Source organism: Aquimarina algiphila (assembly GCF_007489275.1).
In the GTDB taxonomy this organism is placed as follows: domain Bacteria; phylum Bacteroidota; class Bacteroidia; order Flavobacteriales; family Flavobacteriaceae; genus Aquimarina; species Aquimarina algiphila.
On sequence record NZ_VLNR01000003.1, the window covers coordinates 27,320 to 45,785 of the forward strand.

Consider the following 18,466-nt stretch of genomic DNA (forward strand, 5'->3'; position numbering starts at 1 on the left):
ATGACTAAAGTTGTTTAATCTTCTTTAGTTTGGCTTTCCAGACGTCTAAATTCTCTTTGTGTTTTTCAATATTTTTCTTAACATCTCTTACCATTGGATTATCATCCTTGGCATGTTTGAAAAATTGAAGGTTATTTTCGAGTTGACGTATTTCACCATTTACTTCTTCGATTTTTTTACGAATAAAATTCTGTTCGTTTCTAAGTGCACGATCATCTGTTTGTCCTGATAATGTATTTAACTTATTTTCATACTTAATAAGTTCTGTTTCTTTACGGCTTAAGTTAAGCTGCTGAAAAAGGCTATCGAGGACTTTATTATATTCTACTTCTATGTTTTTCTTTTTGTAAGGTACTCTTCCCAAAGTTTTCCAAATAGCAATATTGTCTTTTATTGTGCTAAGGTCAGCCTCTGGATCGCCAGAAAGTTTAATTTCTTTAAGAGCTTCAATATGAGCTTGTTTCTTTTCTAGAGAAATCACTTCTTCTTTATTAGCTTCATTTCTTTCTGCATGAAGCTTGTCAAAATAAGTATTACAAGCGTCTTTAAATCTTTTCCAAATTCGATCACTATCTTTTCTAGGAACATGACCTATTTTTTTCCAATCAGCTTGAATTTTTTTCATGAGTGGAGTAGTAACGGAGTAATCATCACTATCCTTGTTGTCTTCAGCGATTTTAATCAGTTCCATTTTTTTATTTAGATTCTCAAACTGATCTTTTTTGAGACTCTTGTAAAATGCATTTTTATTGCGATTAAAATCCCTAACAGCGGTTTTAAATTCACTCCAGGTTTGTTCATTTACATTTGAAGGAACTTTTCCTGCTTTAAAAAAGTCATCTCTAAGAGCTTCAATTTCTTTTATTTTTTGTTGCCAACCACTATGATTATTTGGGTGTTCAGAACTGACCTTGGTTATTTTTGAAATAATTTCTCTTTTTACCTCTAAGTTTTTTTCAAAAACTTTATCGAGATCTTTGAAGTACGCTTGTCGATTTTCATGAATTTGTCTGGTTAAAGCACTAAACTTTTCCCAAATAGGTTCTCTGTATTCTTTTCCTACCGGCCCTAAATCTTCTTTCCACATTTTGTGAAGTAGCTGTAATTCTCTAAAAGCCCTATTCACATCTGTTTCCTGTGCTAGTTCTGTAGCTCGTTCTATAATTTTAAGTTTTTGCTCTAGATTATGCTTAAAATCTAAATCTCTAAACTCTCGGTTAAGGTGCAAGAAATCATAAAAATTTTCGGTATGATGGTGATAAGTGTTCCAAACTGTATTGTATTTATCTCTAGGAATTGGTCCTGCGTTTCTCCACCTTTCTTGTATACTTTTAAAATGATTATAAGTAGTATTTATATTTTCATCTACATTAAGTAAACCTTTTAATTCGTCTATTAATTCTAATCGTCGTTTAAGGTTTTCCTGTAAGTCTTTTTTTAGATTTTGATAATATGAATTTCGTTTTTCTTTATAGTCAAAATATACAGAGTTAAATTCTTTTTTTATAGGTGTAGAATAATAGAAATCAATTATATCTCCTCCATCTGCTAGAAATTCCTCTTTTTTCTGTTCTACTTCTTCATTAAACTTTTCATTAAACTCATTCTTGATTTCGTCAACATGCTCTTTAATTGCCTGAATTTTTTCATTCCTGATCAAGTCTCTAAGTTCTTTAATCAATTCCTCTTTATTCATGGCATGATAATCTTTCTTCTCTATATCATGACGTTCCTGAGTAGTTTCGTCTTCACTATGTTCTGCAACAGCTTCGTTCATTTCATCCTGAATTTCATCAGGATCATTTTCGTTAGTATCATTAGCGTCAACAACTACTTCTGGTTTTGTAGTTTCTTCTTTTTTAGTTGCAGCACTATTAGAAATTATGGCTTCACCCTCAGGAGTATTCTCATTTTTTTCTGCCTCAACACTTTCTTGTTCTGTAGGAGTTTCTGTCTTTTCCTCTTCTTTTTCTTCAGAATTAGACTCTTTAGTCTCATCACTTTGAGACTCAGGTTGTGCTTCTACAGCATCTGTAATTTGCGGATTGACTATCTCAATAGATGCTTCAGGGTTTTCTTCATTAGATTGTATTGATGTTTCAGTAGGAGTTTCATCTGTTGTCTCTGATGAAACTAATTCTTTATTATCATCAACATCTGAAGTTTCAGAATTTACTTCTAAAGCTTTAGTCTTATTTTCTTCATTTCCATCTGCCTTAGGCAGGTTATCGCTTGTGGACATTGTGTGAACGTTTTTGTTTGTCTCGGCTTAATGCCTGACTAAGATACTAACATATTAGAAAACCTCAAAGTTATTGATAGGTTTTAAGAGTAGTAATAACAAATTTTAGTAAGAATTTTATGACAAAATTTACTAAGAAATCAGGTATTCCAGATTTCCCAGGACTTTTCTGCCTGAAGTATTAACATTCGTAATCCATTAGTTACTGTAGCTCCTTTTTCTTTTCCTTTCTGCATAAAAACAGTTTCTGCAGGATTATATATAAGATCATAGAGTACATGGTTTTTAGTAATATACTCGTATGGGATGTCGGGATAATTTTGGACATCGGGGTGTGTTCCTAATGGAGTACAGTTAATTATTAGAGTGTATGTTCGAATAATATCTTCATCCAAATTAGTATAACTTAGCTCATTAAAGTCTGGATTTCGAGATACAAATGTATATTCGATATTGAGTTGCTGAAGCGCATAAGCAATAGCTTTTGAAGCTCCTCCTGTTCCAAGAATTAATGCTTTTTTTACAGTATTGTTTAATAATGGTTTTAGAGATTCAGTAAATCCATAATAGTCACTATTAAAACCTTTTAATCTTTTGTCTTTATCAAATTTGATAACATTTACGGCTCCAATTTCTTTGGCTATGGGATCCAAATCATGTACAAATGAAATTACTTCTTCCTTATATGGAATGGTTACATTTAGACCTTTGACCACAGGATTGTTAATAATTTCTTTTACATCTTCTATTTGAGATATATCAAAATTCTTGTACTCACAATCTAAGTTTTCTTCTTCAAATTTTTCTGAAAAGTAATTTTTGGAAAATGAATACCCTATGTGTCTGCCTAGCAAACCGTATGTTTTTTTCATTGTGAAGTTTTTTGTGTTCGTTGACCATACCACTCTAACCATAGCACAATAGCGATACCTACAATGATATAGAAAAGACCTATATAGGTTTCTAAAATGGTTAAATCAGGAAAGTAACGATCATAGTTGTCTAAAATGGGATTGCCTAATGCATCAATTTGAGTATTTCCTAAAGTATCTGTTTTGTAAATTTTATATTTCCAAGGCCAAACAACACCTAATGAGCCTGTTATAAACCCTATGATAGCAGCAAAAGTTGCACTTTTATAGTGTTTTAATACATATCCTAAGAAGTGCGATAATGTGACAAGACCGGTTAAAGATCCAATACTAAATACAACAAGTACTTTTAGTAACCGTATTCTATTGGTGTTTTCAGTAAAAGAAAAATCCCAACGAATTAGATCTGCAATGGTATCATATAAAGCATTGACAGAATCAACAAGTAATAATACATAATTGCCAAGTAATATGAGAATAAAAGAACCTGATAATCCTGGTAATGTCATACCTGATACTCCAATAATACCACAAATAAATACAAACCATAGATTGTCATTTTCTTTTGCAGGATCTAATAAACTAATACTAATTCCGACTATTATACTTATTATAATAAGACAAATATTTCGTCTACTCCAATCATCAAAATCTTTTACGATATAATAAATAGAACCCACTATCATTCCAAAAAAAGAAGCCCAGACATATAATTCATAATGAATGATGAGGTAATCCAGAATTTTTGAAACACTAAAATAACTAATTAACATTCCTAAAATCAATAATCCGAGAAACCTACCATTTATGTATCTCCAAAAACTTTTAAATCTAAAATTAATAAACAACTTAAAAGCTTTAAAATTAATCTTTTGAAGAGAGTAAATGAATTCTTCATAAAAACCTGCAACAAAGGCAACTACACCTCCTGAAACTCCAGGGACTTTATTAGCAGCACCCATAGCAAGACCTTTTATAACAAGAAATAATCTATCAGTAAAGGTTCGGGTACTTTGTTGCATAGGTATTAGTCTTCTTTTTTCACAGAAAGACGTTCTAAGATAAGAATTAATAAAAAACCTATTGTTATAAAAAGTAAAACCCAGATGATCTGGGCGTCACCTTCATACTGTGTTGGAAGTATACTTTTTTCAATAAAAGGAACCTTAAGTCCTTCAGAGTTTGTTCTCCATGACAACACTTTTTTCCAGGGCCAAAGTTTATTAAGAGAACCTATCATAAACCCGGTAAGTATAGCTAAAGTGGTATTGTTATGATTTTTAAACATCCAGTTCAGTACTTTAGAGAATAACTTTAAACCTGCAATTGCACCAATACCGATGATAAGAATTTTAGAGACAGCTTGCCACAGAAGATCGATATTCATAGTAACTAATCCATCACGTAATTGATTTAAGATGGAGATGAATGTTTGATATGCTCCTAGAAGCAGGAGTATAAAAGCTCCCGATACTCCTGGTAATATCATTGCAATGATGGCTAAAAATCCACAAAATAATAGATACCAATTGCTATCTGGGGAGGCAAAAGGCTCTGTTATCGTTATAAAATAGGAGAGTACAGCTGCTACAACAATACCCAATATTACTTTTGGTTTCCAGACTTTGATTTGTTTACCTATATAAACAATACTGGCAAGGACTAATCCAAAGAAAAAAGCCCAAAGTAAAAGAGGTTCGTTATGGAGTAGCCATTTTATTAATTTGGCAAGAGATAAGATGCTGATTGCTATTCCAAGGAAAAGAGCTGTCAAAAAGGAAAGATTGTATGTCTTCCAAGATGTTAGGAAGCCTTCTTTTTTCCAAACTGAAAAGAATTTAATGTCTAATCTGTTAATGGTTTCAATTAATTCCTCATAAATACCGGATATAAAAGCGATAGTACCTCCTGAAACCCCAGGAACTACATCTGCAGCTCCCATAGCAAGGCCTTTTATTGAGATTATCAAATAGTCCTTAAGACTTCTTTGCATTTGTGTTGTTTTTGATGTTTTTAATCAAAACAAATGTATGCAATTTTACAATCAAACCTAATACAAAAAAAATGGTCTTTTTAGAATTATTTATATTCTGAAATAATATTTTTAACCAAAGTAAGATTAAAAATCTTTTCGAATAGTTCTTCTAAAACAATATGGTATTCATAGTCGAGTTCTAGAGCCTTTCTGATATGGTATTCACCCTTCTCATAATCTTGCATTTCATAATACAATCCTGCAAGTCTGTATTGTACTTCGGGATTATCAGGGTAAAATTCGATAGCTTGATGTAAACTTTGTATAGCAGCATCAGATTCTCCTAAAAACCTAAGTATATCAAAGCGATTTAACCAGGTTTCTATTTCATAGTTTCCTAATTCTAATGCTTTTCTATATCCACGTTCTGCCTCTTCAAAAAAAGCAAGTCTATTGTTAATTTTAGCATACCTTTTCCAGTATAAAACATTTTCACCATCAATGTTTATTGCTTTATTAGTATAATATAATGCTTTTTGATAATCGCGTTTCCTCATATAAAAATCAGTAATGGCGATCCATCCTTTATCGAGTAAAGGATCTTCATGTACAGTTTTAGAATAATGCTGAATGGCTAAATCATCATTTCCTAATCGCTCATGACATTTTCCTATTCTTAATAGTGCAAAAGAAGTGGGATCATCTAATTCTAAAGTGATTCTATAATTTTCTATAGCTTCATTATATCTTTTTAATTTCTCTAATACTTTTCCTTTTTCAAGATAAGCTCCTATAAAATATTCATCGCTTATAATAGCAAAGTCAAACGCTGCTAATGCTTTATCATATTCTTTTAAATCAAAGTATTGTTTACCAACTTGATGCCAAGCTACCTCACAATAAGGATTTTTATTCAAGAACATGTTTAGATACTCAATAGCTTCCTCATGTTGCTCAAGAAAATCAAAACAATATATCACATTATATAAAGCAGAATAATCTTCATCATCTGCTTCTAAACATCTCATAAAATTGATTTTAGCATTTTCAAAATCATCCATAAATAGATACTCCATTCCTACCAAAGAATATATGTCGGCAGAATCATCGGTATAGCTCAGAGCCATAGTTAAAAGCTCTATAGCTTTTTCATGATTATTTTGTTTTGAGAGAATATTTGCTTTCTGGATGTAGATTTCTTCATTTTCTGGCTCTATAGCATGTAATTGTGCCAAAAGATTATCGGCTTTATCTAATCGGTTTTCAAAAACCAATACTTCTACTTGTAATAACTTTAAATTAACGGAAGATGGGTGTTGAGATAAACCTAGAGAAATTGCCTTTTTTGCTTTGGCAATTTTTCCATTTTCCAGATAGTGATGAATTATAGATTCAAACTCATCTGAATCAAAAAATTTAACATCATTAGATCTCAGCATAGACTCATATCGAGTAATTGAGAAATTATTTTCTTCTTCTTCGCGGTTAAATTTCATACACGTTGATTAAAGATGCTTCATAAATTGTAAAACAGTGAAAATACTTTTTTTGTTTTCCCCAACAAAAGAGAGTATTTAATAACTCCATTACTTAATCTATTTTCGCATTATTGATTTCCTCAGTATTAAAATTACAAATGAAATTGAATGATTATACTTCGATGATCAATTGTTTTTAACAAACTAATTAACAAAATACGTACCATTATATTGATAATGGATTAGAGTTTTTCTTTTTTGTAAGCTATTATGTGATACTGAATTTGTGAAAAGATAGGATGAGATACTTCAATATACGATATTTTTAATGATTTTTTAGTGATCAAGTCTTAAAATTTAGATTTTTATAGCTCATCTAGTACAGTAAGAATAATATTGCATCCTTCTCTTATTTCATTCTCAGATATAGTAAGCGGTGGGGTTATGCGAATTGCACGAGTTTCAAAAAGTAACCAAAAAAGAATGAGTCCTTTGTCTTGACATTTTAAAATAACCTGATTTGTGATCTCTGCAGAAGGAGTTATTAACGCAAGCATTAGGCCTAATCCACGTATTTCTTTAATGAGGGGATGAACTAATAAGGATCTAAATAGCTTTTCTTTTTCTAAAGTAGCTGCCATTAAGTCACTTTCTGTAATTTCTCGTAATGTTGCCAAAGCGGCAGATGCAATTACAGGGTTACCTCCAAAAGTTGTAATATGGCCTAGTTTAGGGTTGTCCTGAAGCTGGTTCATTATTTTTGTAGAGGCCGTAAAAGCGCCTATTGGTAGGCCTCCTCCCATTCCCTTACCCATAACAACTATATCAGGAACACTATCATAATTTTGAAAACCAAATAATGTGCCTGTTCTTCCAAATCCCGGCTGGATTTCATCAAGAATAAGCAATGCACCGACATCTGTACATCTTTTTCTTACTTTTTTAAGGTATTCATTTTTAGGTTCAATAAATCCTGCCCCTCCCTGTATGGTTTCAAGAATAACTCCAGCTGTTTTGTTTGTTATATGTTTTAAATCTTCTTCTTTGTTAAAAGATATAAAGGAAACATCAGGAATGAGAGGTCTGAACGCTTGTTTACGTTCTTCATAGCCCATTACACTCATAGATCCCATTGTATTTCCATGATATCCTAGGTTTGCAGCAATAATTTGACTTCGTCCTGTAGCTCTTCTTGCAAGTTTTAGAGATCCTTCTATAGCTTCAGTACCCGAATTAGTTAAATATGTCTTTTCTAATGGAGAAGGTAAATGATTCGCCAAAAGTTGAGTGAGTTCAACTGCTGGTTGTTGAATGTATTCTCCATACACCATTACATGAAGGTATTTATCCAGTTGTTTTTTTATAGCATCTACAACCTTAGGATGTCTATGTCCTAAACTACATGCAGATACGCCAGCAACAAAATCAAGATATTTTTTATTCTCTATATCATAGATATAACTACCATTAGCATGAGAAACCTCCATAGCCAAAGGGTGAGGAGAAGTTTGTGCTTGATATTTGAAAAAATTTTGTTTCAAAATATATTATTAGTAAATCAATCTGTGCTTTGTTCTATTTCTATACTTAATTTCTGATACTGTCTTTTGGTTTCTTATCAGAGTATTGTAGCGTGGTTACAGTAATACTATCTCTTTGTTTAGGGGTGCGAGCAAGGTCTTGATCAATAAAAGAAGTTTTTTTTTTGATTTTTTTTCTTTTCAGTTTTGATTTCTTCTTTTATGAATTTTTGAGATGGAATAGAATCGAGCTCTTCATTAGTTTTTTTAAGTTCTGCATCTTTTAATTCTTGTTCAAGCAATTGTGATTTTTCAGATTTATTATCTTCTAATCGTTTTACTGTTTCTTCATCAAAAAAATCGGCTTCGTCTTTTGGTAAGGGTATTCCAGTTATTTTTATGAGTTTTGGAGGAGATTCTCCTTTAAACAGATCTGCTTTAGTATTAATGCGCTCTTCTCCTCGCCAATTTAATCCAGAAAGTTCACGTGCATTTAATGGTAGGTCAATTTCGCGATATAAGGTGCCATCAACATTCTGATAATAATAAACATCTTCGATTTCTCTATCATTTAAAAGCATCTTAATCGAACTCGATAGTACTTTGTTAATTCCAATAAGTTTTAGTTCTCCATCGCTTTCTCTTTGAAAGAAGATTGTTTCCGTGTTTTTGTCAATATCAACTTGGTAAATCTCATTATCCTTAAACAAACCGTATAAGATTTGACCTTTTACTTGATTAAATCCTGCTTTTAAGGTGTCTTCTTGTGCAAGAAAAGCATTTTGGTATACAATAAGTGAGTCTAGTTTTTCTGTTTTGGTATTAGAAATAATTTTTATCGTATCACCTGTCATTTGATTTCTCTGTGACCAAATAATAGGTTTACCTATCATTTTGGTATATCCTGTAGTTTGATTTACATTTATTGAATCACTTTTACCACTCATATTACTCTTGTAAATCCTTACGTCATAAAAGCCATTCATTATTCTTTGTTCAGGTTTCCCTGTGATCATGAGTGTATCACTATGGATAAAGATAGAATCTTTCTCCTGTAGTGTGGCAGCAAGTGCTCTTTTGGTAATAAATACAGAATCTTTATCCTTAAATACTTCTGCATAGTGGCCAGTGATTAGCGAATTATTAGCTGTATCTAATACCTTGATGTTGTTTGTTGCAGAAGCGAACTGAATTGCGCTGTTATAAAATATACTATCCCCAAATACGGTACGTTTGTCATAATCTATTCGGGCATTTTTTATAGCATATCCTGTTTTAACCTTAGTGTCATAAAATCCACGTTCACAATATAATGTACTCTCTTTTCCTTTAACCGTAGAAGGTCCATAAAGGTAAGCATGTCCATTTTCTGTATAATAGTCCAGACGATCAGAGTCCACTGTATTTTCTGGATTAACAATTTTTACGGCTGTATTAAATGAATATTGCTTTCTATCCATAAAATAACGACCAATTTGACTTGTTAATGTATTTGAAGAATCTTTTACAGTTCCTCCACTTCTATAATATGCTTGTTGCTTTAACCTGTCAAAAAATAAAGTATCTGTGCGTAATGTATTAGACGGAGTTTCCATGAAAACATCATCCCGAGCATATGCAAATTGAGTATTCCCATTATATTCTGCATATTTACTAGTCATTGTCAGCGTATCTCCTTGCTTTATAATTACATTACCTGATGCCTTGACAAATTTATCTGCACCATAGTGCACAGCATTATCACACCAGATTTCAATTCCTTCATGCTGCATGTACACCTGTTTGTTTACCTTGGCTAAAATTGTAGCTCCAGGAAACCTGTTTTCATTTTTTATTGTACGATCTGATTGCACTTTAATTTGTTTTGCTTCTTGAGCAAAAGATGCCAAAGAAAACAAAAGAGCGAATGTTATGTAGAAAAAATTGTTTTTCAAGTGTTTTAAATTTGTATGCAAAATAACGAAAATTGTATCTAATGATTGTGGCGTACAACGTAAAATAAAAACTTAGTTACTACTAATCAATAACCGTTTGTTATACTGTATGTTGCATTTTTACAAGTCAATTCTATTTAATTTCATAAAAACATAGCTTAAAAAACGATCATAAAGCTTATGAAAATGGGAACACGTGTGATATGAAGAGCATTAAATTTGTCTAAAATTATGAGCGAAAAAAAGTTAAATAAATAAATTTTCGATTTTTTTAACACTTGATCTGCTTAAGCATCAGTAAATTGCGATAGAAAACAACAAAAGGGTACGATAGGTGCTATGGGGATAGCATCATTAACTTTTTTTATTTATTAGTTAAATCAGGACTATGTATTCTAGTGAGTGTTATAGAAATCACTTGGGATATTGATGTGCTTTTTACTAAGGAAAAAGAGTATAGATCGGGACACTATTGACAAAAAAATAATAGATGTTTTTGAAAAAAAACTTTGGGGCTCTATTTTTTTTGTTTTTTTGGGGAGCTGTATTTTCTCAGGAAAAGCAGTTAGAAAAAGCAAATAATGCATTTAAAAACTATGCCTTTATAGAGGCTAGAAAGATGTATTTAAAAGCATTAGAAAAGGGATGTTCATCAATGGAGTTATATGAAAAACTAGGAGATTCATATTACTTTAATGGAGAATTGGAAAGAGCTGCAAGATGGTATGAGGTTTTACAATCTTTATATCCAAAACAAATAACACCTGAATATCAGAACAAGTATTTCAATAGTCTGAAAAGTACTGAAAATAGTATTGAAGAGATTGAGGCGCTTCCCTTGTTGTATGCCAGTGATGATAATAACGAAATCGAAGTTGAGATAAGTAATACGACAATAGGTTATGATATTTCATCATCCGAGGATAAATCTGCAAATTTTATTATTGATGTTTTAAATATAAATTCAGAGTACTCTGATTATGCGCCTAGTTTTTATCAAAATGAATTAGTTTTTGCTTCTTCAAGAAATAAGAATAACTATTCTACAATACTTCATGAATGGAATAATCAACCTTTTTTAGATTTATATGCCACGAATACAGTAAAAACCGATGAAAAGAGTATAACTAGATTAAAGGGGGATATAAATACAAAGTTTCATGAATCATCTGCAACTTTTAGTAGAGATAGAAAAACAGTTTATTTTACAAGAAATAACTATTCTAAAAGAAAATCAAAAACAGATGAAAAGGGAACAGTGCTGTTAAAAATATATAGAGCAAGATATGATAGAGGAAAATGGGGAAGTGTTGAAGAATTGCCATTTAGTAGTGATGAATATTCTGTAGCTCATCCCGCACTATCTCCTGATGAAAAATTCTTATACTTTGCTAGTGATATGCCAGGAAGTAATGGTAAATCTGATTTGTATGTAGTAGAGATAAAAGAAGATGGAAGCTTTGGAACAATAAAGAATCTGGGGAAACAAATTAATACTTCTGGGAGAGAAACTTTTCCTTATATAAGTGATAAAGGTAGACTCTTTTTTGCAAGTGATGGACATGAAGGTTTTGGAGGATTGGATATTTTTATGACAATACCTAAAAGAAATGGCTCAATTAAAGTTTATAATTTAGGAAAGCCAATTAATAGTGTTAAAGATGATTTCACTTTTATTATTAATGAAGAAAATAAGAGTGGATATTTTGCAAGTAATCGTAAAGGGGGAAAAGGTGATGACGATATTTATGGATTTAGGCAAGTAACATCGTTTCCTGAGAGCTATGAAGATAGTAGGCCAAAAACCAGATTAAAACTAGAAAGAGTTATCAAACTTAAACCTAGTAAAGTTAGTACAACTTCATTATAAAGATAGCTTTTAAAGCTAAAAAGCTGTTTTAATTTCTTGAAATTCTAAGAGAGATTTATAATATTTTAATAACATTTCGATGTGATATGCAATCACATCGAAATGTTATTTTTTGTAGTTTACTTATGGATAGTTTGTTTTCTATCTGGTCCAACAGAAACTATTGTTATTGGAGTTTCTAGTTCTTTCTCTAAGAAAGTAATATAATCATTCAATTCCTTTGGTAGTTGAGAAGCATCTGTCATTTCAGTTAGATCTTCTGACCAACCTTTCATCTCTGTGTATATAGGAGTTACATTTTCAGGTTCAATATTGTAAGGTAAATGAGTGATTTTTTTACCTTGATATGTGTATGCAGTACATACTTTTAAGGTTTTAAACCCGCTTAGAACATCACCTTTCATCATCATTAATTTGGTTACACCATTAACATGAACAGCATATTTTAAAGCAACAAGATCTAACCATCCACATCTTCTTGGTCTTCCAGTTGTTGCTCCAAATTCATGTCCTACACGAGCCATAGTTTCTCCATCTTCGTCAAATAACTCTGTTGGAAATGGTCCGCTACCAACGCGAGTAGTGTATGCTTTAAAAATTCCAAAAACGTCTTTGATTTTGTTTGGAGCTATACCTAAGCCAGTACAGGCACCTGCTGCGGTAGTATTAGATGATGTAACAAAAGGGTAGGTTCCAAAATCTATATCTAATAATGATCCTTGAGCACCTTCTGCCAAAATTGTTTTACCATCCTTTTGAGCTTGATGTAAATATTCTTCGCTATCAATAAAAGTTAACGTTTTTAATACTTTTACAGCTTCAAAAAATTCACGTTCTAATTCTTCCAAATCGTATTCTATTTTGGCATCATAGAAATCAATCATAGCTTCGTGCTTATTAGCTAAGGTACGATAGCGTTCTTTCCAATCACTTAATTCTAAATCTCCAATACGAATACCATTTCTACCTGTCTTATCCATATAAGTAGGGCCGATTCCCTTTAAAGTAGAGCCTATTTTGGCTTTCCCTTTAGAGGCTTCAGATGCGGCATCAAGAATTCTGTGTGTTGGAAGAATTAAATGTGCTTTTCTGGATATTAATAATTTGGATTTGTAATCCAAATTAAACTTATCAAGATTATCTAATTCTTTTTTGAAAATAACAGGGTCGATTACAACACCATTACCGACAAGATTAATAGCCTTGTCATGAAAAATCCCGCTTGGGATAGTATGGAGTACATGTTTAATTCCATCAAATTCTAAAGTATGACCAGCATTAGGTCCTCCTTGAAATCGTGCAATAATATTATAATCTTTTGTAAGAACGTCTACAATTTTTCCTTTACCTTCGTCTCCCCATTGAAGACCAAGTAATAAGTTTACAGCCATTAGTTGTCTTGTTGATTAGTTGGTTTCTTTTTAGTGCCGTAGAAATACAAAGAGTGATTTGTAATGTCTACATCAAAAATTTCTTCGATTGTTTTCTTTATAGATTGGATTCTAGGATCACAAAATTCTAATACATCCCCTGTATCGGTTAGAATTAGGTGATCATGTTGTCTATCAAAGTATGATTTTTCGTATTGAGCTTGATTTTGCCCAAATTGGTGTTTTCTTACTAATTTGCATTCCAGTAAGAGTTCTATAGTGTTATATAGAGTAGCACGACTAACTCTATAGTTTTTGTTTTTCATTTTGATATATAATGATTCTATATCAAAATGTTCATCACTTTCATATATCTCTTGAAGTATAGCGTATCTTTCGGGTGTTTTTCTGTGACCATTTTCTTCTAAGAAACTGGTAAACACATTTTTAACGATAACTTGATCGTTTTGTGTAGTTGCTTTAGTACTCATACGTTTAAAAAAGCAAAGTTACATTATTTTTTATTAGCGAGACTCTGATTTTTAAAACGATTATTTAAACGTTTTAAAATTAATTAAATATAACTTATATAAGTTGTGGTAATGACCTGAAAAGAACAGAATAGCAGTAGGTTATAAAGTGTTCTTATATAGAATTATTCTCTGACTACTTTATCAATACCACTTATTTTAGAAAGACTTTTCATTACTGTTTTTAAAGTATTTTTATTTTTAACACCTACAGTTATTTTTCCCGTGAAAACACCATCATTAGTATCAAAGTTCATATTGTAAATAGCGAGATGCATATTGTTAGAAATGATCTGGGTCACTTCATTTACAACCCCAATATTGTCGATACCGTTAAGTTTGATTACTGCTTTGAATTCTTCCTGACTAGAATCAATCCATTTAGCAGGCATAATACGATATGCATAGTTACTTTGTAATTGCAATGCATTCGGACAATTATTTTTATGCACTTTTATTCCTTCATTAACAGTTATAAAGCCAAAAACATCATCCCCAGGTATAGGGTTGCAACAATTTGATAGTTTGTATTCTAACTTCTCTGAATCTTTACCAAAAACAAGTAGATCATATTTTGATGTAATTTCTTCTTTATCTACATCTTTAATGTTACCTCTTCGAATTCTGTTTTTAATAAAATTCATAAAGACATTGCTTCGAGTAGTAGCAAATTCTTTAATTTTTTGGTTGTCAATTGTTCCTATACCAACTCTATAAAATAAATCCAAACTTGTTTTAAGTTTAAAATAAAGAACAAGTTCATTTACTACTTTTTCTCCCATTGTAATTTTTTGGGAACGAAGTTTACGTTTTAGGATAACTTTACCATCTTCTGCTATTTGTTTTCTTTCATCTCGTAAAGCAGATTTTATCTTTGATCGTGCTCTTGCAGTAGTAGAGTAATCCAGCCAGCTGGAAGAAGGTTTTGATTTTGTTGAGGTAATTATTTCGACTTGGTCACCACTTTTAAGTTCGTGGCTTAATGGTACCAATTTGCCATTTACTCTTGCTCCCCGAGTTCTTAAGCCAACTTCTGTATGTACGCTAAAACCAAAATCTAAGGCAGTAGCTCCTTTGGGTAAGGATTTTAAATCACCTTCTGGAGTAAAAACAAAGATTTCTTTAGCATAAAGATTTAGTTTGAATTCTTCTACAAAGTCTACAGCATTGGTTTCAGAATTTTCTAAGGCTTCCTGTAGTCTGTTGAGCCAACCATCTAATCCTTGGTCCTCTTGCCTTTCTTCATTGTTTTTATACTTATAATGAGCAGCGTATCCTTTTTCAGCGATTTCATGCATACGATCACTACGAATTTGAACCTCTACCCATTTGCTATCTGGCCCGATAACCGTAATGTGTAAAGCCTCATAACCTGTTGTTTTGGGTTGATTAATCCAGTCCCTTAATCGAATTGGATTAGGCCTGTAGTAATCTGTAACAATAGAATAGATTTTCCAAGCTATGAATTTTTCATTTTCAGTGTCAGCATCGGACTTATAGATGATTCGTATGGCGAATTTATCATAGACTTCGTCAAATGATACATTCTGTTTCACCATCTTTCTGCGAATGGAGAAAATGGACTTAGGCCTTCCTTTTATTTCATAATTTAATCCTTCTTTATCCAGTCCTTCTCTAATTTTATCAGAGAATCTTTTGATATATTCATCTTGCTCTTCTTTACTCTCTTTAATTTTTTCGAGAATATCCTTATAAACCTCGGGTTCGGTATATTTGAGTCCCAGATCTTCAAGTTCTGTTTTGATGTTATATAAGCCAATTCTATGTGCTAATGGGGCATATATAAATAGTGTTTCAGAGGCGATTTTTACTTGTTTGTCTGGTCGCATAGCATCCATCGTTTGCATATTATGTAAACGATCGGCAATCTTAATGATAATAACTCTAACATCATCATTAAGAGTAAGGAGCATTTTTCTAAAATTCTCTGCTTGTAAGGATATATCTCTATCTTTTTTTAGAGAAGAAATTTTAGTTAAACCATCTACAATACGGGCAACCGTTTCTCCAAACATTTGCTCTATATCGACTAATGTATATTCTGTATCTTCTACAACATCATGAAGTAGGGCAGCAGCAATGGATGTGGCATCAAGTCCAATTTCACTGGCCACAATCTTAGCAACAGCAATAGGGTGAAAAATATATGCCTCACCACTCTTACGGCGTTGATCTTTATGTGCATCTACAGCAATATCAAATGCTTGTCGTATAAGTATTTTGTCCTCTTTGGTAAGATCCCTATAACTAATACGAAGCAATTCTTTGTATTGCTTTGCAATTTTTTTGTTTTCCTCGTCTATAGCAGCTTCGGTCATAACACAAAGTTTTTTAAGAAAGCCCTATTAAGCAATATGTGTGATATCCCCTTAGTCGTATTAGTTGTCAAAAATTATGCCTTATTTTAATAATTAAATAACAATTTTTTTCAATAATAATTAAAAGTACAATTAAGAAATGTAACCACCAAGCACTTAAGTGATGGATTTATTTTCTTAGATTTTTAATCCTTTGTGATAGGGTAGGGTGTGAATAATGAATGAATACCATAGCAGGATGAGGTGTAAGATTACTTAAATTATTTTTTGAAAGCTTTTTTAAACTACTAATTAAAGCTTCATTATTATATGTGTTTTTTGCATAGTCATCAGCTTGGTATTCAAATGCTCTAGATACTACATTCATTATTAACCCAGTTATTTCAGAAATAGGACTATATAAAATTCCGAAGGCTATAAGACCTATATGAAATGAAGGAGTTGCGACTCCAAGAGCTTCAGAAAGAAGTGGATTTGCTATGAAAAGAGATAAAAACCATAATGTCAAACCAGTAAGCGCTATAGATAATAGTAAATTAACGATTACATGCCTTTTTTTATAATGACCTACCTCATGAGCAAGTACAGCAACGATTTCTTCATTATTTAAATCTTTAATTAATGTATCATAAAGAGTAATTCTTTTTTCACTACCAAAACCAGAAAAATAAGCATTTGCCTTGGTACTTCTCTTAGAACCATCAATCACAAAAATATCTTTTAATTGAAATCCCACTTTTTTTGAATAAGCTTCAATCGTATCTCTAAGTTCTCCCGGTTCTAAAGGGGTCTGTTTGTTAAATATAGGTACAATAAGTTTAGCGTAGAACATATTCATTGCTAATGTAAAAATAGATACTAATGTCCAGGCATATATCCAGAATGACCTTCCTGTTAATTCATAAAACCATATAATTAATGCTAGTAGTCCTCCACCCACAACAATCATCATGATCATGCTTTTTATCTTATCAATAAAAAAGGTTTTTATAGTTGTTTTATTAAAACCAAATTTTTCTTCAATTACAAAAATTTTATAATAGACAGCAGGTGTAGATAGAATGTCACTACCAATCATAATAATTCCAAAAAAAAGAAGTCCTATAATAATAGAGTTATTAGAAATGCTTCTTGATATAGTATCTACCCAAGCAAAACCGTCTAAGAAGAAAAATAAAAGCATTATAATTAAGGATACAGTAGAAGAAACTAGTTTGAATTTATAATTTGCTTTCTTGTATGCTATAGATTTTTCATATTCTTCTTCTGGGTATACGTCTAAAAGTTCTTTAGGGATTTCATTATTGTAATGTCTGGCATTAAGTATATCTAATAGAGAATCTATTAAGAAAACAATTACAATGATGGCTATCAGTAAGTAAAATAGGTAATAAGGGGTCATCGGTTTATAGCAAATTAGAGTTCAAACATTTGGGACATGTAAGAATTCGTAAGATAATGAATTTTAATTTATTTTTAATATAATATTAAATCTTTTAGTTTGTAAAGCCCCGTTGACGTTTTGCTTCAAAAATCAAAATCCCAGCGGCTACAGAAACGTTCATTGAGTCTATTACACCATTCATAGGAATAATAATATTTTGAGTGGTATTTTCTAAAAACAGATCGCTTATGCCAGTAGCCTCAGTGCCAACAACAATTGCAGTGGGCTTGGTGTAATCTAATGTATTATAATTTACAGATGCTTGTAATGCTGCTCCATAGATATTCACTTGTTCTTTTTTTAGGAAATTTACGATATCAACTGTTGATCCTGTGGCAATTGTATTAGTAAACAGACATCCTACACTGGATCGTATGATATTAGGATTGTAAAGATCAGTTTTTGGATTGGCAATGAGAACAGCATCTAATTGAGCAGCGTCAGCAGTACGAAGCAGTGCTCCTATATTGCCTGGTTTTTCAGGGGCTTCTGCTACCAAAATAAGAGGGTTTTTAGAAGGTAAAGTCAATTTGTTTATATCTGTATTCTTGGATACTACAACGGCCAAGACCCCTTCTGTCGTTGCACGGTAAGCTAGCTTTTGATATATTTCTGATGTAATCTCGAATAACTCAATTTGATTGTTATAAGTTTTGGCTAGCAATGAAACCTCTTTATAGGTAATAATAGAAGAACAATAATATAATTGGGTAATAGTATAGCCGCCTTGTATTGCTAGAGTAATTTCACGCTTACCTTCAATGATAAAAAGTTTTTCTCTCCGACGAACTCGTGCCTTTTCTTTAAGTTGATTGAGAAATTTTACTTTATCATTCTGCAAGCTTTTTATTTGATTTTGCATAAATGCAAAGATAGTAATAGGCAGGAAAAA

13 protein-coding genes are annotated in these 18,466 nt (G+C 31.7%); 1 reads left to right on the forward strand and 12 read right to left on the reverse strand.

Annotated elements, in window-relative coordinates; genetic code table 11:
• Positions 1-4: 4 nt before the first annotated feature.
• The 7 genes from FOF46_RS01785 to FOF46_RS01815 form a co-directional block, all read right to left on the reverse strand.
• Positions 5-2,242 carry a DUF349 domain-containing protein gene (locus FOF46_RS01785; RefSeq protein WP_143915293.1) on the reverse strand — a complete coding sequence of 746 codons (2,238 nt, stop codon included), beginning with the start codon at positions 2,240-2,242 and terminating at the stop codon, positions 5-7.
• A 140-nt stretch (positions 2,243-2,382) separates the two neighbouring features.
• Positions 2,383-3,114 (reverse strand): shikimate dehydrogenase family protein, encoded by a 732-nt coding sequence (locus FOF46_RS01790; protein ID WP_109437058.1) that lies wholly within the window; start codon positions 3,112-3,114, stop codon positions 2,383-2,385.
• Positions 3,111-4,136, reverse strand: a complete 1,026-nt coding sequence (locus tag FOF46_RS01795) for a DUF368 domain-containing protein (protein WP_244299550.1) — start codon at positions 4,134-4,136, stop codon at positions 3,111-3,113. Before FOF46_RS01795 ends, FOF46_RS01790 begins: the two co-directional genes overlap by 4 nt.
• A 5-nt stretch (positions 4,137-4,141) precedes the next feature.
• Entirely contained in the window at positions 4,142-5,107 is a 966-nt protein-coding gene (locus FOF46_RS01800) for a DUF368 domain-containing protein (RefSeq protein ID WP_109437057.1), read from the reverse strand.
• Between the two features lie 86 nt (positions 5,108-5,193).
• Positions 5,194-6,585, reverse strand: a complete 1,392-nt coding sequence (locus FOF46_RS01805; RefSeq protein WP_109437056.1) for a tetratricopeptide repeat protein — start codon at positions 6,583-6,585, stop codon at positions 5,194-5,196.
• Between the two features lie 347 nt (positions 6,586-6,932).
• The gene (locus tag FOF46_RS01810) at positions 6,933-8,108 is read right to left on the reverse strand and encodes an aspartate aminotransferase family protein (protein WP_143915294.1); all 1,176 of its coding nucleotides are present in this window, start codon (positions 8,106-8,108) and stop codon (positions 6,933-6,935) included.
• A gap of 143 nt (positions 8,109-8,251) precedes the next feature.
• Positions 8,252-10,021: an OstA-like protein gene (locus tag FOF46_RS01815; protein WP_143915295.1), complete on the reverse strand. Its 1,770-nt coding sequence runs from the start codon at positions 10,019-10,021 to the stop codon at positions 8,252-8,254.
• A 490-nt stretch (positions 10,022-10,511) separates the two neighbouring features.
• Between FOF46_RS01815 and FOF46_RS01820 the strand changes: the two genes are divergently transcribed.
• Positions 10,512-11,891, forward strand: coding sequence for a TolB-like translocation protein (locus FOF46_RS01820; protein ID WP_143915296.1), 1,380 nt, complete (start codon positions 10,512-10,514; stop codon positions 11,889-11,891).
• Positions 11,892-12,010: 119 nt separating this feature from the next.
• Here the strand turns inward: FOF46_RS01820 and FOF46_RS01825 are convergent, their stop codons facing one another.
• From FOF46_RS01825 to FOF46_RS01845, 5 genes are all read right to left on the reverse strand, one after another.
• On the reverse strand, positions 12,011-13,282 hold the full coding sequence (locus tag FOF46_RS01825; RefSeq protein WP_109437053.1) for an adenylosuccinate synthase: 1,272 nt from the start codon (positions 13,280-13,282) through the stop codon (positions 12,011-12,013).
• Complete coding sequence (locus tag FOF46_RS01830; protein WP_109437052.1) at positions 13,282-13,752, reverse strand: Fur family transcriptional regulator; 471 nt, start codon at positions 13,750-13,752, stop codon at positions 13,282-13,284. Before FOF46_RS01830 ends, FOF46_RS01825 begins: the two co-directional genes overlap by 1 nt.
• Before the next feature lie 164 nt (positions 13,753-13,916).
• A complete protein-coding gene (locus FOF46_RS01835) occupies positions 13,917-16,130 on the reverse strand; it encodes a RelA/SpoT family protein (protein ID WP_109437051.1) in 2,214 nt (737 codons plus the stop codon).
• 169 nt (positions 16,131-16,299) lie between these two features.
• A complete protein-coding gene (locus tag FOF46_RS01840) occupies positions 16,300-17,532 on the reverse strand; it encodes a M48 family metallopeptidase (protein ID WP_109437050.1) in 1,233 nt (410 codons plus the stop codon).
• A 94-nt stretch (positions 17,533-17,626) separates the two neighbouring features.
• Positions 17,627-18,436, reverse strand: a complete 810-nt coding sequence (locus FOF46_RS01845; RefSeq protein WP_143915297.1) for a TrmH family RNA methyltransferase — start codon at positions 18,434-18,436, stop codon at positions 17,627-17,629.
• Between the last annotated feature and the right edge of the window lie 30 nt (positions 18,437-18,466).